Source organism: Pararobbsia alpina (assembly GCF_965118125.1).
Classification (GTDB): domain Bacteria; phylum Pseudomonadota; class Gammaproteobacteria; order Burkholderiales; family Burkholderiaceae; genus Pararobbsia; species Pararobbsia alpina_A.
In genome coordinates this window covers 2,877,671-2,898,651 of sequence record NZ_OZ221287.1, presented here as the reverse complement: position 1 = coordinate 2,898,651, position 20,981 = coordinate 2,877,671, and the positions used below count along the sequence as shown (strand labels likewise).

Annotated in this window: 18 protein-coding genes and 1 other RNA gene; 12 read left to right on the top strand and 7 right to left on the bottom strand. The window is 63.3% G+C overall.

The window, feature by feature from the left end; genetic code table 11:
- Positions 1 to 18 precede the first annotated feature (18 nt).
- From ACMFWR_RS12605 to trxA, 6 genes are all read right to left on the bottom strand, one after another.
- A complete protein-coding gene (locus ACMFWR_RS12605; protein WP_413191993.1) occupies positions 19 to 2,421 on the bottom strand; it encodes an aldehyde dehydrogenase family protein in 2,403 nt (800 codons plus the stop codon).
- Between the two features lie 6 nt (positions 2,422 to 2,427).
- Entirely contained in the window at positions 2,428 to 3,462 is a 1,035-nt protein-coding gene (gene deoC / locus ACMFWR_RS12600) for a deoxyribose-phosphate aldolase (protein ID WP_413191992.1), read from the bottom strand.
- A gap of 509 nt (positions 3,463 to 3,971) precedes the next feature.
- Positions 3,972 to 4,235: a type B 50S ribosomal protein L31 gene (locus tag ACMFWR_RS12595; protein ID WP_413191991.1), complete on the bottom strand. Its 264-nt coding sequence runs from the start codon at positions 4,233 to 4,235 to the stop codon at positions 3,972 to 3,974.
- Between the two features lie 245 nt (positions 4,236 to 4,480).
- Positions 4,481 to 5,317: a zinc-dependent peptidase gene (locus ACMFWR_RS12590; RefSeq protein ID WP_413191990.1), complete on the bottom strand. Its 837-nt coding sequence runs from the start codon at positions 5,315 to 5,317 to the stop codon at positions 4,481 to 4,483.
- A gap of 203 nt (positions 5,318 to 5,520) precedes the next feature.
- Positions 5,521 to 6,783 carry a transcription termination factor Rho gene (rho, locus tag ACMFWR_RS12585; RefSeq protein ID WP_413191989.1) on the bottom strand — a complete coding sequence of 421 codons (1,263 nt, stop codon included), beginning with the start codon at positions 6,781 to 6,783 and terminating at the stop codon, positions 5,521 to 5,523.
- Positions 6,784 to 6,964: 181 nt separating this feature from the next.
- Entirely contained in the window at positions 6,965 to 7,291 is a 327-nt protein-coding gene (gene trxA, locus ACMFWR_RS12580; RefSeq protein ID WP_121087106.1) for a thioredoxin TrxA, read from the bottom strand.
- 412 nt (positions 7,292 to 7,703) lie between these two features.
- Between trxA and ffs the strand changes: the two genes are divergently transcribed.
- The 11 genes from ffs to rlmD all read left to right on the top strand — a co-directional run bounded on the left by ffs (position 7,704) and on the right by rlmD (position 19,231).
- An RNA gene (gene ffs, locus ACMFWR_RS12575) (signal recognition particle sRNA small type) lies at positions 7,704 to 7,802 on the top strand.
- Between the two features lie 120 nt (positions 7,803 to 7,922).
- The gene (gene dnaX, locus ACMFWR_RS12570) at positions 7,923 to 10,493 is read left to right on the top strand and encodes a DNA polymerase III subunit gamma/tau (RefSeq protein WP_413191988.1); all 2,571 of its coding nucleotides are present in this window, start codon (positions 7,923 to 7,925) and stop codon (positions 10,491 to 10,493) included.
- A gap of 69 nt (positions 10,494 to 10,562) precedes the next feature.
- Entirely contained in the window at positions 10,563 to 10,889 is a 327-nt protein-coding gene (locus ACMFWR_RS12565) for a YbaB/EbfC family nucleoid-associated protein (RefSeq protein WP_413191987.1), read from the top strand.
- A 147-nt stretch (positions 10,890 to 11,036) separates the two neighbouring features.
- A complete protein-coding gene (gene recR / locus ACMFWR_RS12560; protein WP_413191986.1) occupies positions 11,037 to 11,633 on the top strand; it encodes a recombination mediator RecR in 597 nt (198 codons plus the stop codon).
- A gap of 2 nt (positions 11,634 to 11,635) precedes the next feature.
- Positions 11,636 to 12,859 carry a CaiB/BaiF CoA transferase family protein gene (locus ACMFWR_RS12555; protein WP_413191985.1) on the top strand — a complete coding sequence of 408 codons (1,224 nt, stop codon included), beginning with the start codon at positions 11,636 to 11,638 and terminating at the stop codon, positions 12,857 to 12,859.
- A gap of 71 nt (positions 12,860 to 12,930) precedes the next feature.
- A complete protein-coding gene (gene surE, locus ACMFWR_RS12550; protein ID WP_413191984.1) occupies positions 12,931 to 13,689 on the top strand; it encodes a 5'/3'-nucleotidase SurE in 759 nt (252 codons plus the stop codon).
- The gene (locus tag ACMFWR_RS12545) at positions 13,686 to 14,840 is read left to right on the top strand and encodes a protein-L-isoaspartate(D-aspartate) O-methyltransferase (RefSeq protein WP_413191983.1); all 1,155 of its coding nucleotides are present in this window, start codon (positions 13,686 to 13,688) and stop codon (positions 14,838 to 14,840) included. Before surE ends, ACMFWR_RS12545 begins: the two co-directional genes overlap by 4 nt.
- A gap of 5 nt (positions 14,841 to 14,845) precedes the next feature.
- Positions 14,846 to 15,796, top strand: coding sequence for a peptidoglycan DD-metalloendopeptidase family protein (locus tag ACMFWR_RS12540; RefSeq protein WP_413191982.1), 951 nt, complete (start codon positions 14,846 to 14,848; stop codon positions 15,794 to 15,796).
- Between the two features lie 13 nt (positions 15,797 to 15,809).
- Positions 15,810 to 16,883 (top strand): RNA polymerase sigma factor RpoS, encoded by a 1,074-nt coding sequence (gene rpoS, locus ACMFWR_RS12535; protein ID WP_413191981.1) that lies wholly within the window; start codon positions 15,810 to 15,812, stop codon positions 16,881 to 16,883.
- On the top strand, positions 16,880 to 17,656 hold the full coding sequence (locus tag ACMFWR_RS12530; protein WP_413191980.1) for a 3'-5' exonuclease: 777 nt from the start codon (positions 16,880 to 16,882) through the stop codon (positions 17,654 to 17,656). The genes rpoS and ACMFWR_RS12530 overlap by 4 nt, the downstream gene beginning before the upstream one ends.
- A 186-nt stretch (positions 17,657 to 17,842) precedes the next feature.
- A complete protein-coding gene (gene rlmD / locus ACMFWR_RS12525; protein ID WP_413191979.1) occupies positions 17,843 to 19,231 on the top strand; it encodes a 23S rRNA (uracil(1939)-C(5))-methyltransferase RlmD in 1,389 nt (462 codons plus the stop codon).
- Between the two features lie 96 nt (positions 19,232 to 19,327).
- On the opposite strand, the gene ACMFWR_RS12520 is transcribed toward rlmD, so the two are convergent.
- On the bottom strand, positions 19,328 to 20,032 hold the full coding sequence (locus ACMFWR_RS12520; protein WP_413191978.1) for a Bax inhibitor-1/YccA family protein: 705 nt from the start codon (positions 20,030 to 20,032) through the stop codon (positions 19,328 to 19,330).
- A gap of 464 nt (positions 20,033 to 20,496) precedes the next feature.
- Here ACMFWR_RS12520 and ndk point away from each other — a divergent pair, with 464 nt between their 5' ends.
- Positions 20,497 to 20,922, top strand: coding sequence for a nucleoside-diphosphate kinase (gene ndk / locus ACMFWR_RS12515; protein ID WP_413191977.1), 426 nt, complete (start codon positions 20,497 to 20,499; stop codon positions 20,920 to 20,922).
- Positions 20,923 to 20,981: the final 59 nt, after the last annotated feature.

The following is a 20,981-nucleotide window of genomic DNA, read 5'->3' as shown; positions in this document are numbered from 1 at the left end:
TCGGTACGACTCTGGCGATCAGTCGCCGTACGGCACCCAGATGTTCTTGACCTGCGCGGCCTGCCGCAGGAACACGAATCCTTCGGCGTCGCGCGAGCGCCAGTCGATCTGCTTGCCGTGATCCACAAACGTACGCTTGAGATTGCCGATCGATGCGCGCTCGACGTCCGCGGATTGCGCGGCATCGCCGAAGCTCCAGACCGCGTCTACATCATCGTGCGCGGCGAGCACGCTCATCAGCGCGCGCGTATCGCCGGTGACGATGTTGACGACCCCGGCCGGCACATCCGATGTTTCGAGGACCTGATAAAAGTCCGTCGCCATCAGCGGGCTGTTGCGGCCCGGCACGATCACGATCCGGTTGCCCAGCGCGATCGCCGGTGCGAGCAACGAGATAAACGATAGCAGGGGTTGCTCGTCGGGGCAGCCCACGCCGATCACGCCCAGCGGCTCGTTCATCGCCAGCGCGACGCCGCGCAACGGCGGTTCGTGAATCGTGCCTTCGAACTTGTCGGCCCAGGCCGCGTACGTGAACAGGCGCGAGATCGACAGATCGACTTCGCTTTGCGCATCGGTGCGCGAGACACCGGTCCGCTCGACTAGCTGGCGGACGAACTCGTCGGCGCGTGCCGACAGGTTTTCGGCGATGTAAAAGAGCACCTGCGACCGGTTGTGCGGCGTCGCAGCGGACCACTTGCCGGCGGCTCGCGCTGCCGCGACGGCATCGCGAATATCCTTGCGATTGCCTTCGCCGGCATCACCGAGGTAGGCGCCTTCGGGCGAGTAGACCGGGAACGACGTGCCGCCGTCCGGGCGCGACTGCTTGCCGCCGATATAGAACTTCGGTGTGCGATCGATCATCGGCACGGCGCTGCTGCCGGCGTCGCTGTCGTCACCGTCGACCAGTGCGGCGGCGCGTGCGGGTTGCGCGGCGCGTTGCTTGAGCTTCGCCCAGGCACGCGGCTTCAGGTACTCGTACGCGCCTTCACGGCCCCCTTCGCGACCGAAGCCCGACTCGCGATATCCACCAAAGCCGACGCTCGCATCGAACAGGTTCGTGGCGTTGACCCAGACCACGCCCGACTTGAGCTTCGGGGCGATATCCAGTGCGCGGCCAATCGTTTCGGTCCACACGCTTGCGGCCAGACCGTAACGCGTGTTGTTCGCGAGCGCGACGGCTTCGTCGGGTGTGCGGAACGTCATCGTGACGAGCACCGGCCCAAAAATCTCTTCTTGCGCGAGCGTCGAGGCGGGCGACACGCCGGTGATCAGCGTCGGCGGGAAGAAGCTGCCTGCGCTGGGCAGGGCGACGCCCGTCGGTTGCCAGACCGTGCATCCTTCCTCGATGCCGCGATCGACGAGCGACGCGATGCGTTCGAGTTGAATCGGATCGATGATCGCGCCGATATCGATCGTCTTGTCGAGCGACGGGCCGACGCGCAGCGTTTCCATGCGGCGGCGCAGCTTTTCGACGAAGCGTTGCTCGATGCCTTCATGCACGAGCAGACGCGAGCCGGCGCAGCAGACCTGACCCTGGTTGAACCAGATCGCATCGACCACGCCTTCGACGGCGCCGTCGAGATCCGCATCGTCAAACACGATGAACGGCGACTTGCCGCCGAGTTCGAGCGTCAGCGACTTGCCCGAGCCCGCGGTCGACTTGCGGATGATGCGGCCGACTTCCGTCGAACCCGTGAAAGCAATCTTGTCGACACCGGCGTGGTCGACGAGCGCCGCACCGGTCGAACCGTCGCCGGTCACGACGTTGAGCACGCCCTTGGGCAGGCCGGCACGATCGGCGAGCTCGGCGAACAGCAGGGCGGTCAGCGGCGTGAATTCGGCCGGCTTGAGCACCACGCAGTTACCCAGTGCGAGCGCGGGCGCGATCTTCCATGCCAGCATCAGCAACGGGAAATTCCACGGCACGATCTGCCCGACGACACCGACAGGCGCCCAGTCGGCAAATTCGGTTTCCTGCAGCTGCGCCCAGCCTGCGTAGTAGAGGAGGTGACGCGCGACAAGCGGAATGTCGATATCGCGCGATTCGCGGATCGGCTTGCCGTTGTCGAGCGACTCGAGCACGGAAAACAGGCGGCTGTGACGTTGCACCATGCGTGCGAGCGCATACAGGTGACGTGCACGCCCATGACCGCCCAGTGCGGCCCAACCCGACTGCGCGGCGCGCGCGGCCTGGACGGCGGCATCGACGTCCTCAGCGCCGCCTTGCGAGATCGCCGCCAGGACGTTGCCGTTTGCCGGCTCCTGCGTTTCGAACGATGGACTGTCCGAAGACGACGTCCATGCGCCGTTGATGAAATGACCGAAGCGGGCGTGATGCGACGCGAGCCACGCACGCGCGGCCTTGTCGTCTTCCGGGGCGGGACCGTAATCCATCGAAGAAAAGTACTCGGCTATGCTCATGGAACGTTACGCAAGAGGGTGACGATTGAACGCCGAATAACGGCCGCTCGTATGGTGCTCGAGCTGGCGCTCGATATCGGCAAGCAGGCTCGACGCGCCGATCCGGAACAGATCGGGTTCGAGCCAGCGGCGGCCCAGTTCCTCTTTCATGAGGATCAGATAGTTGAGCACGCCCTTCGCCGTCGAAACACCGCCTGCCGGCTTGTAGCCGACGAGATAGCCGGTGCGTTCGTGATAATCGCGAATCGCACGGACCATGACGAGCGAGACGCCGAGGGTCGCGTTGACGCCTTCCTTGCCGGTGGACGTCTTGATGAAGTCGGCGCCGGCCATCATGCAGACCATCGATGCCTTGGCGACATTCGAGAGCGTCTGGATATCGCCGGTTGCGAGAATCGCCTTCAGGTGGGCTTCGCCGCACGCTTTACGGAAATCGCGGACCTCGTTGTACAGCGCTTCCCAGTTGCCGGTCAGCACATGTTCACGCGTGATCACGATGTCGATTTCGTGTGCGCCGTCCGCCACCGATGCCTGGATTTCCTTGAGCTTGAGCTCGTGGGGAATCAGGCCGGCGGGGAAGCCGGTCGACACGGCCGCGACCGGGATGCCGGTGCCGGCGAGCGCGTCGACGGCGGTCGCGACAAAGCGGTGGTAGACGCAGACCGCGCCGGTCGTCAGCGGACGGCCGCCGAGGTCCAGCTGCTCGACGCCGAGCGCGTCGAGCAGGTCCGGGCGCAGCGGCTGGCGAGCTTTTGCACACAGACGGCGAACGCGTCCGGCGGTGTCGTCGCCGTTGAGCGTCGTCAGATCGATAAGGGTGATGGCTTTGAGAAGCCACGCGGCCTGGGCGTCTTTCTTGACCGAGCGGCGTGTGCCGAGTGTCGCGACTCGACGGTCGACGGCACTCAGATTCACACGCATGGAGTCGAACCACGACGCGTCGTACGGCACGCCGGGATTGCGGACAACAGGCTGGTCGACACTAGGCCGGAGCTGCAGGACGTTCGACGCGGGACCGTCGAGAACGGATCGTTCGTTCATGGGTTTGGTGCGCTTCAAGCAATGCGTGGGCTGCAATGTTGCGCATGTTACATCGATGTTGTGATCCTAACATCAGGGTTTGTGAGTAGATAAACGGGCACGCAAACGTGCGCGCGATCTATCGAGACGCTATCTAACGTTATCTTGCTGTTAACGTGGAGTCTGTAAGCGCAATCAAGAGCCTGATTTTTTCTGCGAATGGTATGCCAAGCCGGGCAAGTGACCTCACTGTGCGCGAGGTATTCGGTCGAGGAGGGTTTGTCGCGTGGCCGCTAGCTTGAGGCGCACGCCCAGGTGCGGCCGTCGATGACGCGGCGTAGCGGTGCGGGAGGAGGGGGACGCCCGGCTGAGCGCAACGGCCTTCGACCGATGGGCGTGTGCTGAACGCGATGCCGGGGCATGCTGTGAAGTGTCGGTGCGTTGCGCATGCGACGGGCGAAAAAAAAGAGCAGCTTGAGCTGCTCTTTTTTGCGGCCGCCCTGTGAAGGGCGGCATGCGTCGAAGTCGATTTACTTCGCTGCCTTGCCGGTAGCGCGCGTACCGAACTTCTGACGGAACTTCTCGACACGGCCTGCCGTGTCCATAATCTTTTGCTGACCCGTGTAGAACGGATGCGATTCCGACGACACTTCGATCTTTGCGAGGGGGTATTCCTTGCCTTCGAACGTACCCGTTTCCTTCGTCAGAATCGTCGAGCGCGTCACAAACTTGAAGTCGTTCGAAACGTCAATGAACAGGACTTCGCGGTAATTCGGGTGAATGCCTTCTTTCATGTCACTTCCTTGATGTCTTGCGGTAGCCAGCCCGCCGCGAAGTCAGACCGGACCTCTGAGAGCCCGTGCGGGAGCCACTTGCCAAGTGGGAAAGGCGGGATTATGCCAGAGAATCAGATATTTGCCAGCGTTTTATCGCGTGACGCGGGAATCGTCCCGGCCTGGCACATCGTGTCGCGCCCCGAACGCTTCCCGGCGCTTGTGCCCGTGACCGTGGCTGTCGCGGCGGTTGGACGGTCAGGCGGTCAGGCGGCCGAAGGGGCGGGCGGCAGAACGCCGGCGGGGTCTTGCCGGTAATAACGCGCGAGCAGCCGGTAAAGCTCGGGATATTCCGCTTCGAACGCCTGCGGTGTGACAAATAACGCCTCACTGCACACCGCGAAAAACTCGGACGGGTGGTCGGCGGCATAGGGATCGATCAGCGACGTATCGGCAAACTGCTGCCACCGTCGGTCGGAAATACTGTCGACCCGCCGGCAAAAGCGGTCGTACGCATTGTCGAATGTGTCTTCCCATTCGCGCGGCGTGAGGTCGGAATGCAAGCGTTTGAACAGCGGCGGGCGTCCGTCGGCTTCGCCGGCCAGCATGTCGATCTTGTGCGCGAACTCATGGATCACGACGTTATACGCGCCATCCCCCGTGCCCATCTGAACGTCTTCCCACGACAGCAACACCGGGCCGCCTTCCCACGCTTCGCCGCTCGCGTCCTGAACGACTTCGTGCACGACGCCGTCTTCGTCCTCGACGGTCTTGCGGATCACGAATTCACCGGGATAGACCACGACACCCACCCATCCTCGATAAAGGTCGAGACCGAGGTTCAGCACCGGCAATGCCGCCTGCGCAGCGACAGCCACGCAGATTTCGTCGGTCAGTTCGAGGTCGTGCGCTGTCGAGAACTGTTTCTGCGCGAGGAACAGACTGCTCATTTCGCGAAGCCGCTCGCGATCCGCGTCACCAAGCCAGGTCAGAAAGGGCAGGTTAGCCAGCGTCTGAGCCCACAGGGCGTCGGGGATCGCGTGGCGGCGCAGCGCACGTTCTCGTTTGCGGGAATCGATCCAGCGGGTCAGGGAGGTCAGCATCGGCGGAATCGTGTCTCGACGGGCGTAAAGATTGTGCCATGGCCGGCTTTCGGTTCGGTCACGCCTGGGTGATTCTTTGCGCAAGCGCGCCCCGCGCAGCGTGCACAAACGACACGGCCTCCGATGCGGCGGGGCGCAGGGGAGGCCGTTATGTGCGAACCCGAGTGTTCAGTGTTCGGGTGCGTGGTCGACTGAGCGGGCGATTAACCGCCGCGGCGCATCAGGTCGAAGAATTCCGAATTGCTCTTGGTCTGCTTGATCTTGTCGAGCAGGAATTCCATCGCTTCGATTTCGTCCATGTCATGGATGAACTTGCGCAGCACCCAGATCTTTTGAAGGATGTCCGGTTTGATCAGCAATTCTTCGCGACGCGTGCCCGACTTGTTCAGGTTGATCGACGGATAGACGCGCTTTTCCGCGAGGCGGCGCTCGAGGTGCACTTCCATATTGCCGGTGCCCTTGAACTCTTCGTAGATCACGTCGTCCATGCGGCTGCCGGTTTCGATCAGCGCGGTGCCGATGATCGTCAGCGAGCCGCCTTCTTCGACGTTACGCGCGGCGCCGAAGAAGCGCTTCGGACGTTGCAGTGCGTTGGCATCGACACCACCGGTCAGCACCTTGCCCGAAGCCGGCACCACCGTGTTGTAGGCACGTGCGAGACGCGTGATCGAGTCGAGCAGAATCACGACGTCCTGTTTCATTTCAACGAGACGCTTGGCCTTTTCGCTGACCATTTCAGCGACCTGCACGTGACGCGCGGCCGGTTCGTCGAACGTCGAGGCAATCACTTCGCCCGCGACCGAGCGCTGCATTTCCGTCACTTCTTCAGGACGTTCGTCGATCAGCAGCACGAACAGCGTGACGTCCGGATGGTTTTGCTTGATCGCGTGCGCGATGTGCTGAAGCATGACCGTCTTACCCGACTTCGGCGACGCGACGAGCAAGCCGCGCTGACCCTTGCCGATCGGGGAGATCATGTCGATGATGCGGCCCGTGACGTTTTCCTCGCCGCGCATTTCGCGCTCGAGATGCAGGGGCTTGTTCGGGTGCAGCGGCGTGAGGTTCTCGAACATGATCTTATGTTTCGAGGCCTCGGGCGCCTGCCCGTTGACCTTGTCGACCTTCACGAGCGCGAAGTAGCGTTCGCCGTCCTTCGGCGTGCGCACTTCACCTTCGATCGTGTCGCCCGTATGCAGATTGAAACGGCGGATCTGCGAAGGACTGATATAGATATCGTCCGTGCTCGCGAGATACGACGTTTCAGGTGAGCGCAAGAATCCGAACCCGTCCGGCAGCACTTCCAGCGTGCCGTCTCCGAAAATCGTTTCACCCGTTTTCGCGCGCTTCTTGAGAATGGCGAACATCAGCTCCTGTTTGCGCAGGCGGTTCGCGTTCTCGATCTCGAGACCGTTCGCCATTTCGATCAACGCGGAGACGTGTTGCGACTTGAGTTCGGATAAATGCATACAGGAATCCCGGCTGGGAGAGATGTGCTACGAATGGGAGGGGTAGGCGAACGCTCGAAAAAGCGCTCGAAGACGTCTTCGAAAAGGATGGGGCGAATCTTAGCACAGCATGCGCGCGGTACAGCTAGGCATGCGGGCCAACCCATGTTGCCGGTCGGCAACATGGGCAAGTAAAGCAGAATTAGAGATGGCTGTCGAGGAAGGCCGCGAGTTGCGACTTCGACAATGCGCCGACCTTCTGAGCGGCGACGGCGCCGTTCTTGAAGAGGATCAGCGTCGGGATGCCACGCACGCCAAACTTGGCGGGGGTCGACTGGTTCTCGTCAACGTTGAGCTTGGCGATCTGCAGACGGTCGGTGTACTCGCTTGCGACTTCGTCGAGAATCGGCGCAATCATCTTGCACGGACCGCACCATTCGGCCCAAAAATCCAGCAGCACAGGTTTGTCTGCCTTGACGACATCTTCTTCGAACGATGCGTCGCTAATATGCTTGATTTGTTCGCTCATTGTCTGATTACCTCGTCGCGCCGGCGTCGGGCGGGGTTTCACGTGGCCGCCACAATACACCAAAACGCAAAAAAAATCCGTCGCCGCCACGGCTGTCCGGGATGGGCAGTCTTCGACGCCAGCAGGCGTTGTGGCACGAATTGCAAACGATCTTAGCCCAATTCCGAAACATGCGTGGAGAGCCGCTCGGGGCGCGCCGGGTCACGCATCGTGAAGGGATTCCTTACCGGTGCGCCGCGTGCTGCAAACGACGTACCGGTGGGCTTCATCGCGAACATGAGGGCCGGCTGAACGGAATCAAGAGGTTGCATCATAAAATCGAGTGAAAGCGGGCCCGCGTCGAGTGCCTTCACGAAGCAATGTGAGCAAGCGGCTTGTCGGGACCCCCGGCACCGATGTTAGAATGCGCCGTGACGGGCCTCCTCGCATGGCGGCGCGGTCAACCTGGTCAGGTCGGGAACGAAGCAGCCACAGCCGTTTTCCACCAGTGCCGAGGGTCAGGCTCGTCACCCCTCTTCTTCAGGATCCTCTGGATCTCCTGCGCCACGCATCCGGTCGCCGCGCTGCCCGCAGGCAGATGGACGGCGGATCCGGAACCCTGGGCTCCGGCACAACAGACCGAACGATCTCGATGACTTACCAAGTTCTCGCGCGCAAGTGGCGCCCGAAGGATTTTGCGTCGCTGGTGGGCCAGGATCACGTGGTCCGCGCGTTGACTCACGCACTGGATTCCCAACGGCTGCATCACGCGTATTTGTTTACGGGCACACGGGGTATCGGCAAGACGACACTGTCGCGCATTCTCGCCAAGGCGCTGAATTGCGAGACCGGTGTGACCTCGACGCCGTGCGGCGTCTGCAATGCGTGCCGTGCAATCGACGAAGGCCGCTTCGTCGACTACGTCGAGATGGATGCCGCTTCGAATCGCGGTGTCGAGGAAATGGCCTCGCTGCTCGAGCGCGCGATCTACGCGCCCGTCGATGCGCGCTTCAAGGTCTATATGATCGACGAAGTGCACATGCTGACGAACCACGCGTTCAACGCGATGCTCAAGACGCTCGAAGAGCCGCCTGCGCACGTCAAGTTCATCCTCGCGACGACCGATCCGCAGAAGATTCCCGTGACGGTGTTGTCGCGATGCCTGCAGTTCAATCTCAAGCAAATGCCCGCGACGCATATCGTCGGGCATCTTGAAAACATCCTCTCCGCGGAACAGATCGGCTACGACGCGCAGGCGCTGCGTCTGCTGGCCAAGGCCGCCGACGGCAGCATGCGCGACGCGCTGTCGCTGACCGATCAGGCCATCGCGTATTCGGCGGGTATCGTGGGCGAAGAGGCCGTGCGCGGCATGCTTGGTGCGCTTGATCAAAGCTATCTGGTTCGCTTGCTCGATGCGGTGGCGCAGGGCGACGGCACGGCCGTACTCGCGATCGCCGACGAGATGGCTTCGCGCAGCCTGTCGTTCTCGACGGCGCTCGCCGATCTGGCGGGTTTGCTGCACCGGATCGCGTGGGCGCAGGCCGCGCCGGCGTCGGTGCTCGATGAATGGCCCGAAGCGGCGGATATCCGTCGTTTTGCAGAGGCATTGAGCGCCGAGCAGGTTCAGCTTTTGTACCAAATTGCGACGATTGGTCGCGCCGAGCTTGGACTCGCCCCCGATGAGTACGCGGGCTTCTCCATGGCATTGCTCCGGATGCTGGCTTTTCGTCCGCTGAGCGACCGCATCGGCGCGATGCCTTCGCCCGGCGGCGGCACGTCGTCGGTCCCGCCCGCAGGGATGCCGGGGCGCGGAGCCGCCGGTGGCGGACGTCCGGCACCGGTGATGTCGGGTGCGCCGGCCGGTGGTGCGAACGGTCGCCCGGTCGGCGAGATGAGCGGTGCCGCGTCTGCGCGCGCACCCGAAGCGGTTCCGCGTTCTGCCCCTGTGACGCACGCTGCACCTACATCGCCATTGCCAACTACGTCGGCCGTCATATCGGCGCCGGCATCGACGGCATCCTCATCGGCATCGCAGGACGCATCCGCGACGCAAGCGATGCGGCAGCACGCCGTCGAAGGCACGACGACCGACACCCCCGAGGCCGCGCCTTCGCCTGCGCCCGAGATCTCCGTTGTGCAGGAACGCAGTGCCGCGCCGATGTCCTCTGCATCGGCGTCCGCATCGGCATTGGCACCGGAGCCAGTCGCACAAACGAGCGCGGAACCGGCTGACGACAAACCGATGTCGCCTGCACGCGCGGCGCTCGAGGCGATGCGCCTCGCCGGCCTGCGTGTGCCGACCGACAAGAGCCGCGCAAGCGCGCAGCCCGTCGCGCGTCGTCCTGCATCGACGACACCGTCGGCGCCGTTGACGGTGCCGACACCGCGCCGACCGGCCGCGCCGGAGGGGGCGGCGGCTTCGAATGCCGCGTCGCCGAACACGCCGGCCGTGTTGAACGCGCCGAATGGCGCTGTATCAACGCCCGCGCGCGCTCAATCACCCGCGCACGCCGCCGAACCTCAAGCCTCACGTGCTTCATCGTCCGCGGCGCCATCGTCGCGTTCGCAAGGGGCCGATACGCCGCCGTGGGAAGCGATTCCCGACGCAGCGTACGAGGGCGGCTTCGATGCCAGCGGGGGTTACGACGCGCCGTTCGACGACGGCTACGATGATCTGTCCGCGGCACCGGTCGAAGAATCCGTCGCACCGCGAGCTGACGTACGCGCCTCACGCGGTTCGGCTTCGGGCGTACGCGGCGTTGAAGCGGCGCCCGCGACGGAAGTCGTTCCGAAAGAGCCGCCGGTGCGCCTCGATGCGTTCGGACACGACGTCGACTGGCCTGCGTTTGTCACGCGGCTCGCGCTGCGCGGTTTCGCGCGCGAACTCGCGTTTCGCAGCGAGCTCGTCGCGATTCGCGGCACGACGCTTGAACTTCGCGTCGCGGTCCCTCAACTGGGTGACCGTGCGCACGTCGACAAGCTCAAGGTCGAACTCGACTCGCATCTCGGCCGCGCGGTTGACTTGTCAATCGTCAGCGGACCTGTGCACTACACGGCCGCCGCCATCGACGACGCGAACCGTGCACGCCGCCAGGTCGAAGCCGAACGTGCGATCGAACATGATCCTTTTGTGCAGTCGCTGATTCGCGATTTCGGTGCATCGATTGTTCCCGGCTCGATCCGTCCCGTGCAGGGCGGCGCCGGAGCAGCGAGCGCGGGCTGACCGACCCGCATGCCCGGGGGCCTCGTCCCCGTACTGACCGATTACACCCTTATTGAAGGAGCTGTCGCCATGATGAAGAACCAACTGGCTGGGTTGATGAAGCAAGCCCAACAGATGCAGGACAACATGAAGAAGATGCAGGACCAGCTCGCGCTGATCGAGGTCGAGGGCCAATCGGGCGCCGGCCTCGTCAAGGTGACGATGACCTGCAAGAACGAAGTCCGCCGTGTTGCGATCGACCCGAGCCTGCTGGCTGACGACAAGGACATGCTCGAGGATCTCGTGGCAGCCGCCTTCAACGACGCCGTGCGCAAGGCAGAAGCCACGACGCAGGAAAAGATGGGTTCGCTGACGTCGGGCATGCCGCTGCCGCCGGGCTTCAAGATGCCGTTCTGAGCGACGCTTCAGGGCACGCCTTACAGCCCGCTGCAGAGCACGCTTCACAAGCCGTTTCACAAGCCGTTTCAATCCGCTCAGGATGCCGTGCGTCCAGGGCGGCCCTGGTAGAGTTTCATTGACACGTTTTCGCGCGCAGAGCCCGAGTTGAAGCCACCTTCCGCACTCGCCACGCTGATCGATGCGCTGCGCGCGTTGCCCGGCGTCGGCCCCAAATCCGCGCAACGCATCGCGTACCACCTGATGCAGCACGATCGGCCGGGCGCCGAGAAGCTCGGCAATGCGCTGCTTAACGCGACGACGACGCTGCGTCATTGCTCGCGCTGCAATACCTTCACCGAAGCCGATATCTGCGAGACCTGCTCGGACGAGGAGCGCGACGGCGCACTGCTGTGCGTTGTCGAGACGCCCGCCGATCAGGCCATGCTCGAACAGACCATGACGTACAAGGGACTCTACTTTGTGCTCATGGGCCGCCTGAGTCCGCTCGACGGCATTGGCCCGCGCGAAATTCACTTTGACCGGTTGATGAAACGCGCGAGTGACGGCACGGTTCGCGAGGTGGTCCTCGCGACCAACTTCACGAACGAAGGCGAGGCAACTGCGCACTATCTCGCGCAAGCCCTCAAGGCACGTGGTCTCGCTGTCACCCGTCTTGCGCGCGGTGTTCCTGTGGGCGGCGAGCTCGAGTATGTCGACGCCGGCACGATCGCGCGTGCCGTGCTCGATCGCCGGACACTCTGAGCATGAATGCGACGTCTTCGACGGGCCCGATGTCGGGCGTCAAGGTTCTCGAACTCGGCACACTGATCGCAGGCCCGTTCGCCGCGCGGCTTTTTGCCGAGTTCGGTGCGCAGGTCATCAAGATCGAAGACCCTCGCGGTGGCGATCCGCTGCGCAAATGGCGCAAGCTGTACCCCGAGCAGGGCGGTACCTCGTTGTGGTGGTATGTGCAGGCCCGCAACAAGCAATCGGTCACGATCAATCTGAAATCGGAAGAAGGGCGCGAGATCGTTCGGCAGCTCGCCGCCGAAGCCGACATCGTGATCGAAAACTTTCGTCCCGGCGGTCTCGAGAAGCTCGGCCTCGGATACGACGTGCTCTCGCAAAACAATCCGGGGCTTGTCATGGTCCGGCTGTCGGGCTTCGGGCAGACGGGTCCCTACAAGGACCGCCCGGGCTTCGGCGCGATCGGCGAGTCGATGGGCGGCCTGCGTCACATCACGGGCTATCCCGATTTGCCGCCGCCGCGCATCGGCATTTCGATCGGCGACTCGATCGCGTCGCTGCATGGCGTGATCGGCGCGCTGATGGCGCTGCATCACCGCAATGCGACCGGCGGCAAGCGCACGGGGAAGGGGCAGGTGGTCGACGTCGCGCTCTACGAAGCCGTGTTCAACATGATGGAAAGCGTCGTGCCCGAGTACGGGGTGTATGGGCTCGTGCGCGAGCGCACCGGCGCGTCGCTGCCTGGCATCGTTCCGTCGAACACCTACGCGTGCCGCGACGGCAGCATCGTGATCGGCGGCAACAGCGACCCGATCTTCAAGCGGCTGATGATTGCAATCGACCGTCAGGATCTCGCGGACGACCCGGCGCTCGCGAGCAACGACGGGCGGGTGCCTCGCACCGCCGAGCTCGACGCTGCGATTGGCGCATGGCTGAGCGAACGCACACTCGACGAAGCGCTCGTCGTGCTGCATGCGGCCGACGTGCCGGCGGGCCGCATCTATAGCGCCGCGGACATGTTCGCCGATCCGCACTTTCTCGCGCGCGAGATGATTCAGCGATTCGCGCTGCCGGACGGCACCGCGTTGCCAGTGCCCAATATCACGCCGAAGCTGTCGGAGACACCGGGTTCCACGCAGTGGCTCGGCCCCGAGCTCGGCGAGCACACCGACCTCGTGCTGCGCGAACTGGGCTACGACGATGCGCGGATCGCCGCGTTGCGCGCGAGCGGTGTCATCTGAACGTTGACCGAATCAGGTAAAAAGGGAGGCCGGCGAAGGAGCGCCGGACTTCCTCGGTTACAATCGCCCGCATGCGAATCCTGCTCAGCAACGACGACGGTTATCTGGCTCCCGGACTGGCCGCACTCCACCGCGAACTCACGCGCCTCGGGGATGTGGCGGTGGTCGCGCCGGAACAAAACTGCAGCGGCGCGTCGAATTCATTGACCCTGAACCGGCCGCTGTCGCTCTTCAATGCGCCGAGCGGCTTCCGTTATGTGAACGGCACGCCAACCGATTGCGTGCATATCGCGTTGACGGGCGTGCTCGACTATCGGCCGGACATTGTTGTCTCGGGCGTCAATAACGGCCAGAACATGGGCGAGGACACACTGTATTCGGGCACCGTCGCGGCGGCGACAGAGGGCTATCTGTTTGGTCTGCCTTCGTTTGCGTTTTCGCTCTCCGACAAGGACTGGCAGCACGTCGACGATGCCGCACGCGTGGCGGTCGACATCATCGAACACTACGTCACCCATCCCTTGCCCGCGCCATTTCTGCTCAACGTCAATATTCCGAATCGTCCGTACGACGAGCTCGACACCTGGCGCGTGACGCGCCTGGGCAAACGGCATCCGTCCCAGCCCGTGATCTGCCAGGAAAATCCGCGCGGAGAGCCGATCTACTGGATCGGCGGCACCGGTGAAGCGCGCGATGCGAGCGCCGGCACCGATTTCCACGCGGTCGCGCACGGCGAAGTGTCCATCACGCCGTTGCAACTCGATCTGACCGACCTCACCACGCTCGACGCCTTGCATCACTGGACGACGCTGACGGAGCATCGCCCATGACGAGCGCACCGAAGCGCTTTCCGCTCGGCCTCGACGATCTCGTCCGCGTCCCGGCCTCGAAGACAGGCAAACAGGGGAGCAAGACGGGCGCGCAGGGCAGTGCAGGCGACAAGGCCAATATCGGCGTCAAAACGGCGACGAAGGCGACGGTTGCGCACGCGGGTTTCGATACGATGAAAAAGGCGGCAAGCGGGGCCGCCTCGCAAGGCGTGTCGCGCCCGGTGTCCGCTGTGCCGACGCGCGCCGAGCCGTCGCGCATTTCGCCGGAGCAACGCTCGCGCGCCGCCGCGCTGGCAACCGAACACGCAAAGCCGACGAAACCGGCGAGATTGACTCAACCGGCGCAACCGGTGACGCATCGGGCGGTGCCCGCCGAGCCCGCCGCAACGACGCCGCCCCCGGTGCGCATCCTCACGCGTGTGCCGGTGCCTCCGCGGGCCGAGCGCCCGGTCGTCGCGGCCGTCAAACCGACGGTGCAGGCGCGGTCCTCCTCGTCGGCCGCGCCGGCAAATTTTTCCCTGACATCTGAACGTGTTCGCGAGCGCATGGTCGAACGCGTTCGCGCCAGCGGCGTCAGCGACCCGCGCGTGCTCGCCGCCATGGCTGCGGTGCCGCGCCATCTGTTTGTCGACCCGGGCTTCGCGACGCAGGCGTACGAAGAAGCCGCGCTGCCGATCGGTCATCACCAGACGATTTCGAAGCCATCGGTGGTCGCCCGGATGATCGAGATTGCCGCCAACGGCCGCGTGCTCGACAACGTGCTCGAGATCGGCACGGGCTGCGGCTACCAGGCCGCCGTGCTGTCCGGCGTGGCACGCGACGTGTATTCGATTGAGCGTATTCGTCCGTTATACGAGCGCGCGAAACAGAATCTGCGACCGCTGAGGATCCCGAATATCCGTTTGCACTATGGTGACGGACGCCTTGGTATGCCGAAGGTGGCGCCGTTCGATGCGATCGTGATTGCGGCGGCGGGGCTCGATGTGCCGCAAGCGTTGCTCGAACAGTTGCAGATTGGTGGCCGACTGATTGCGCCGGTCGGCGCGCAATCCCAGGTGCTCACGCTTGTCGAGCGTGTTGCCGAGAATCAATGGCACGAATCGCAGCTTGATCGTGTTTTCTTTGTGCCCTTAAAATCCGGAGTGATTTGAAAGCGATGAGTAAGTTGCGGAGACAGAGCGTGATCGCCACGACGTCGATGGCTCAGCGGATCGTGATGGCCGGTGCATTGTCGACGCTCGTCGCGTGCTCGACACGCCTTGATAACGCACCCGTTATCGACCGATCGCCATCCGGGGCGCTCAGCACCCCCACTACCCAGGTTCCGCCTGCAGGCACGCTGCAGACCGCACCGGTCGCGCCCGAGGTGGCCGCGCCGCTGCCGCCTGCGCCGCCGGGCTACTATCGTGTCAAACCCGGTGACACGCTTTACCGGATTGCGCTCGTGAACGGACGCAACTATCGTGACGTCGCGACGTGGAACAACATCACGAATCCGAACCAGATCGAAGTCGACCAGCTGTTGCGTGTGGCGCCTCCGGGCGGCTCGAATCCGCCGATGATCGCGACGACGCCGGGCGCTCCGGGTGCAGCGCCGATGAACCCGGCACCGTACGGTCCGGCGAATAATGGCGTGACGCCGCCGGCGCCCATCGCGCCTAGCACGTCGAACCCGCCGGGCGCAATCGCGGCAACTCCCGCCCCGACACCGTCCACGGGTGCGAGCACGCCGGCGTCGAATGGTCCTGTGTCGTTTTCGTGGCCGGCGAAGGGCCCGATCCTGCACAATTTCGATGCGCAGGACAAAGGTCTCGACATCGGCGGCGCTGCGGGCGACCCGGTGCGCGCGTCGTCTGAAGGGCGTGTTGTTTATGCGGGCAACGGACTCCGTGGCTACGGCAACCTGATTATCATCAAACACGACGCGACGTTTTTGACCGCGTATGCGCATAATCGGGCGTTGCTGGTCAAGGAAGGCGATGCCGTAACGAAGGGGCAGAAGATTGCCGAGATGGGCAACACCGATTCGGACAAGGTGATGCTGCATTTCGAAGTTCGCAAGCAGGGCAAACCGGTCGATCCGCTACAGTACCTACCGCCTCAATAGGCTAGGGAGCACCATGCCGAAAGTGAAGCGACGCCAGCGTGACGGGATGTCGGAAGACATCCGCGAGCAAGACGCCGCAGATTCGGATGACGAGCAAGGCGCGCGCGCCGAGACGGAGGATGACGAAGCCGACTCCGCCGAACCGGAATATGGTGAGGGCGGAGAGCGGCTCGCCGCGCCGAGTGCCGCCGAGCCCGACCCCGACGACTTCAAGGCAGTGCTCAAGGCCGAACTGACGGCCGATACCATTCAGCACTATCTGAACCGGATCAGCGTCAAGCCGCTGCTCACGGTCACCGAAGAGCAGCACTATTCGACGCTCGCGAAGGCCGGCGAATTTCCTGCGCGGCAGGTCATGATCGAGCGCAACCTGCGTCTCGTCGTGAGCATCGCGAAGGGCTATCTGAATCGTGGGGTGCCGTTGCTCGATCTGATCGAGGAAGGCAACCTTGGCCTCATGCATGCGATCGAGAAATTCGATCCGCAGCGCGGCTTCCGGTTCTCGACCTATGCCACGTGGTGGATCCGGCAGAGCATCGAGCGCGCGATCATGAATCAGGCGCGCACCGTGCGTTTGCCCGTGCATGTGATCCGTGAACTCAATCAGGTGCTGCGCGCGAAGCGCCATCTGGAAAAGAGCTCGGCCAACTCGGAAGCGCCGAGCGAACGGCGCGATGCCAGCGTCGAAGATATTGCGCACCTGACGGGCAAAACGCCCGAAGAAGTGACGGATATTCTCGCGCTCAACGAACACACGGCCTCGCTCGATGCGCCGCTCGAACTCGATCCGACGAGCAGCCTGCTGGATCTGCTGTCCGACGACCAGAGCGAATCGCCGGATTCGGAAGTGCAGCATCGCGAACTCGAGCAGCTGACCAAGGCGTGGCTCTCGCGCCTGTCAGACAAGCATCGCCACGTGATCGAACGCCGCTTCGGTCTCAACAATGTCGAGCCGGCGACGCTTGAAGAACTCGCCGACGAAATGGGTCTCACGCGTGAGCGCGTCAGACAGATTCAACAGGAAGCCCTGGTGCGCCTCAAACGATACTTCGCCTCGAACGGTGTGAGAAAGGACGCCGTCCTGTGACACCGGTGTTGGTTTTTGATATTGAAACGGTTCCCGATGTCGCAGGTCTTCGCAAGATCGGCGACGACGTGGCAGGCCTGTCCGACGCCGAGGTGGCCGAGCAAGCCTTCGCAGCGCGCCGCGAAAAGACGGGATCGGATTTTCTTCCGCATCATCTTCATCGGATCGTCGCGATTTCGTGCGCGTTTCGCGATCGCGAAGGCTTTCGCGTGCGTTCGCTCGGCGCGCCCGACGATCCCGAGACCACGTTGATCCAGTCGTTCTTCAAGGTCATCGAACGGTATACCCCGATCCTCGTGTCGTGGAACGGCGGTGCGTTCGATCTGCCGGTGCTCAACTATCGCGCACTCGTACATGGCATCGCGGCCGCGAAGTATTGGGACATGGGCGAAGACGACCGCGACTTCAAGTGGAATAACTACATCGCGCGGTATCACATGCGGCATACCGACCTGATGGATGTGCTTGCGATGTATCAGCCGCGCGCGAATGCGCCGCTCGATGCGCTCGCGAAGATGTGCGGTTTTCCCGGCAAGATGGGGATGGACGGTTCGCAGGTCTGGGGCGCGTTCCAGGAGGGGCGCATCGAAGAGATCCGCAATTACTGCGAGACCGACGTCGTCAACACCTATCTTCTGTATGCGCGTTTCCAATTGATGCGCGGCGCCTTTACGCAAGACGACTACGAAACGGAAATCGACGTCGTCAAACGCGCGCTCGCGGCGGAACGCGGGCCGCAGTGGAAGGAATATCTGGCGGCGTTCGAAGCGTAAGCGCTTCATCTCGTCTGCGCGCTTTGTGCGGGTCTTCGCTGCTGCGCATGCCCGCAACCGACCCGATCGCATCGGGTGCCGCCGATAGGCGTCTACGGAATACCAAATTGCCCGGCAGACGTGGGGCGCGTCATCGCCATTGGTCTACAATGCGGCCTTCCCGCTGTTTGACACAATACGTCCACCGTGCCGCACAAGTCCCGCAAGCCACAAACGCCTCCGCCCATTTCCAGCTACCCCGTCATCGATATCGTCTCGCTCGATATGGAGGCGCGGGGTGTCGGCCGCTTGCCGAATAACGAAGACGGCACGCCCGGCAAGGTCATATTTGTTGAGGGCGCGCTCCCGGGCGAGCGCGTTCGATATGCGACCTATCGCCGCAAGCCCAAGTTCGAACAGGCGACGATGGTCGAGCGGCTCAACAGCAGCCCGTTGCGCGCGACGCCGGCATGTCCGGTCTACGACCGATGCGGCGGGTGCTCGATGCAGCATCTCGATATGCGCGCGCAGATCGCGGTCAAGCAGCGTGTGCTCGAAGACAATCTGTCGCACCTCGCCAAGCTGCGGCCCGAGATGATGTATCGGCCGATCCACGGCCCCTCGGGCGGATACCGCTTCCGTGCGCGCCTGACCGTGCGTCACGTGGCTGCGAAGGGCGGTGTGCTCGTTGGCTTCCATGAAAAGAAGAGCAGCTACGTCGTCGACATGGAGTCGTGCGAAGTGCTGCCCGCGCACGTGTCGGCCATGCTGCGGCCCTTGCGCGACCTGGTCGGTCAGCTCTCGATTTTCGACCGCCTGCCGCAGATTGAGCTCGCGATCGGGGACGGCGTGACCGCGCTCGTGCTGCGTGTGCTCGAGCCGATGAACGCGGATGACGAGGCTCTGGTCCGCGCATTCGCCGATCAGCACGGCGTGCAATTCTGGCTTCAGCCCAAAGGCCCGGACACGGTCGTGCCGTTTTATCCGACCAACCTCGAACTCGCGTACCGGCTGCCGGAATACAACATCCGGATGCCGTTCCGGCCGACCGATTTCACGCAGGTGAATCACCAGATCAACCGGGTGCTCGTGCATCGCGCGCTGCGCCTGCTTGCGCCCGAGTCGACGGATCGTGTGCTCGACCTGTTCTGCGGAATTGGTAACTTCACGCTGCCGCTGGCGCGCATTTCCGGCACCGTGATGGGGATCGAAGGCAGCGAAACGCTGACGCAGCGCGCGATGGACAACGCGATCGCCAACGGCGTAGGGGAGCGCACGTCGTTCGAATCGCGCAACCTGTTTGAGTTGACCGCCGAAGATCTCGCGGCGCTTGGCCCGTTCGACAAATATCTGGTCGATCCGCCGCGCGAAGGCGCGCTGGCCGTGGCGAAGGCGCTCGCGGAACTCCACCAGCAAGGGCGCGACGATCTGCTGCCCAAACGCATCGTCTACGTGTCGTGCAATCCGTCGACGCTCGCGCGCGATGCGGGCCTGCTCGTGCACGAAGCGGGCTATCACCTGCGCGGCGCGGGTGTGGTCAACATGTTCCCCCATACATCGCACGTCGAGTCGATCGCGATGTTCGAGCGCGAGTAAGTTGCGACTCAGTCTTATCGCAGACGCAAAAAAAGCCGGCCATAGGCCGGCTTTTTTTTTTGCTCAGCGGCTGCGGCGGGCGCAGCCGGAGTCTCATCAGTTACGGTTTCCGCCGCCGCCGAAGATCGACAGGATCGCGAGCAGGTTCGTAAAGATGTTGTAGAGGTCGAGGTAAATGCGCAGCGTTGCGCTGACATAGCTCGTCTCGCCACCGTTCACGACGCTCTGCACGTCAAACAGGATGTAGGCCGAGAAGATCACGATCGCGAGCACCGACACCGTCAGCATCAGCGCCGGCAGGTGCAGGAAGATGTTCGCGAAGCTCGCGAGGAGCAGCACGATCACGCCCATGAACAGCCACTGGCCGAGGCCGGCGAAGTTGCGCTTGCTGACCGTGGCGACCGTTGCCATCGCCGCGAAAATCACGGCCGTGCCGCCGAACGCCATCATGATCAGCGCCGGGCCGTTGACCAGGCCGAGCACGAAGCTCAGCAGGCGAGACAGCATCAGGCCCATGAAGAACGTAAAGGCGAGTAGCAGCACCACACCCACGCCGCTGTTCCGGAAGCGCTCGATCGCGAAGATCAGGCCCATCGCCACGGCGAAGAACAGAATGAACGTCATCGCGGGGCTGGTGCCGGCGAACATGCCGAATCCCGTCACGATGCCAATCCAAGCACCCAGCACCGTCGGGATCATCGACAGTGCAAGCAGCCAATACGTATTGCGCAGCACGCGGTTGCGCGTCGCAACCGAGCTCACGCCCGTACGGCCTAGATCGTAAGTTCGAAAGTCGCTCATGAGGTGTACTCCTGGTTGTACGACCAATATTTTCAGTTCGTTGGACCGGTGCCCGCCGACTGCGTTCCACGCCGCGCTGCCTTGCGGGCTCACGCCACGCGGGCTTGCGATGCTTGTCTGGCCGGGGCCGCTCGTGCGCTTTCGCGCGGGCGGTCGCCGATTGCATTCATCGCACCTTGCGCTCAGTGTACCGTGTTGTGAGACGGTCCAGCACGCGCTGGCTGTATCGATCAAACGTACTGAAGTTGAATGAATGATGCGCAGATATTACTTAAAGCGTACTTAAAGGGGGGTAAAGACTTCGTAAACGGGGCGCGATGGCGGGGCTGGCCGACCGGCCGAGTGCCCGGTCGCGCCGGACAAGGCCACAATGCGGTGCAGGAGCCTTCACGGGCCGACCCGCGTTGGTGTTAGAATGCCGGGTTCGTTTAGGAACGTAACTTCTTATTTATTTGGAGCTTTTAATGGCGCTCGAACGCACCCTGTCGATCATTAAGCCTGACGCTGTCGCAAAGAACGTTGTCGGCCAGATTCTGAGCCGCTTCGAAGGCGCGGGCCTGACGGTCGTCGCGACCAAGATGACCCAATTGTCGCGTGCGGAAGCCGAGAAGTTCTACGGCGTGCACGCACAACGCCCGTTCTTCAAGGACCTCGTTGATTTCATGCTGTCCGGCCCGGTGGTCGTGTCGGTTCTCGAAGGCGAAGGCGCTATCGGCAAGAATCGCGACCTGATGGGCGCGACGGACCCGAAGAAGGCCGACAAGGGCACGATCCGTGCAGACTTCGCAGACAGCATCGATGCGAACGCTGTTCACGGTTCGGACGCTCCGGAAACGGCGAAGGTCGAAATCGCCTTCTTCTTCCCGGAAGCCAACATCTACTCGCGTTAATCCGCGAGAGACGACGAGCCGGTCACGGTAGTGCGAGCGCCCACCCGACCGGCCGTCAT

What these genes read in the sequence shown, in the direction of transcription:
- ACMFWR_RS12605 (WP_413191993.1), bottom strand. Translation starts at nt 2,421, where the DNA reads ATGAGCATAGCCGAGTACTTTTCTTCGATGGATTACGGTCCCGCCCCG.
- deoC (WP_413191992.1), bottom strand. Translation starts at nt 3,462, where the DNA reads ATGAACGAACGATCCGTTCTCGACGGTCCCGCGTCGAACGTCCTGCAG.
- ACMFWR_RS12595 (WP_413191991.1), bottom strand. Translation starts at nt 4,235, where the DNA reads ATGAAAGAAGGCATTCACCCGAATTACCGCGAAGTCCTGTTCATTGAC.
- ACMFWR_RS12590 (WP_413191990.1), bottom strand. Translation starts at nt 5,317, where the DNA reads ATGCTGACCTCCCTGACCCGCTGGATCGATTCCCGCAAACGAGAACGT.
- rho (WP_413191989.1), bottom strand. Translation starts at nt 6,783, where the DNA reads ATGCATTTATCCGAACTCAAGTCGCAACACGTCTCCGCGTTGATCGAA.
- trxA (WP_121087106.1), bottom strand. Translation starts at nt 7,291, where the DNA reads ATGAGCGAACAAATCAAGCATATTAGCGACGCATCGTTCGAAGAAGAT.
- dnaX (WP_413191988.1), top strand. Translation starts at nt 7,923, where the DNA reads ATGACTTACCAAGTTCTCGCGCGCAAGTGGCGCCCGAAGGATTTTGCG.
- ACMFWR_RS12565 (WP_413191987.1), top strand. Translation starts at nt 10,563, where the DNA reads ATGATGAAGAACCAACTGGCTGGGTTGATGAAGCAAGCCCAACAGATG.
- ACMFWR_RS12555 (WP_413191985.1), top strand. Translation starts at nt 11,636, where the DNA reads ATGAATGCGACGTCTTCGACGGGCCCGATGTCGGGCGTCAAGGTTCTC.
- surE (WP_413191984.1), top strand. Translation starts at nt 12,931, where the DNA reads ATGCGAATCCTGCTCAGCAACGACGACGGTTATCTGGCTCCCGGACTG.
- ACMFWR_RS12545 (WP_413191983.1), top strand. Translation starts at nt 13,686, where the DNA reads ATGACGAGCGCACCGAAGCGCTTTCCGCTCGGCCTCGACGATCTCGTC.
- ACMFWR_RS12540 (WP_413191982.1), top strand. Translation starts at nt 14,846, where the DNA reads ATGAGTAAGTTGCGGAGACAGAGCGTGATCGCCACGACGTCGATGGCT.
- rpoS (WP_413191981.1), top strand. Translation starts at nt 15,810, where the DNA reads ATGCCGAAAGTGAAGCGACGCCAGCGTGACGGGATGTCGGAAGACATC.
- ACMFWR_RS12520 (WP_413191978.1), bottom strand. Translation starts at nt 20,032, where the DNA reads ATGAGCGACTTTCGAACTTACGATCTAGGCCGTACGGGCGTGAGCTCG.
- ndk (WP_413191977.1), top strand. Translation starts at nt 20,497, where the DNA reads ATGGCGCTCGAACGCACCCTGTCGATCATTAAGCCTGACGCTGTCGCA.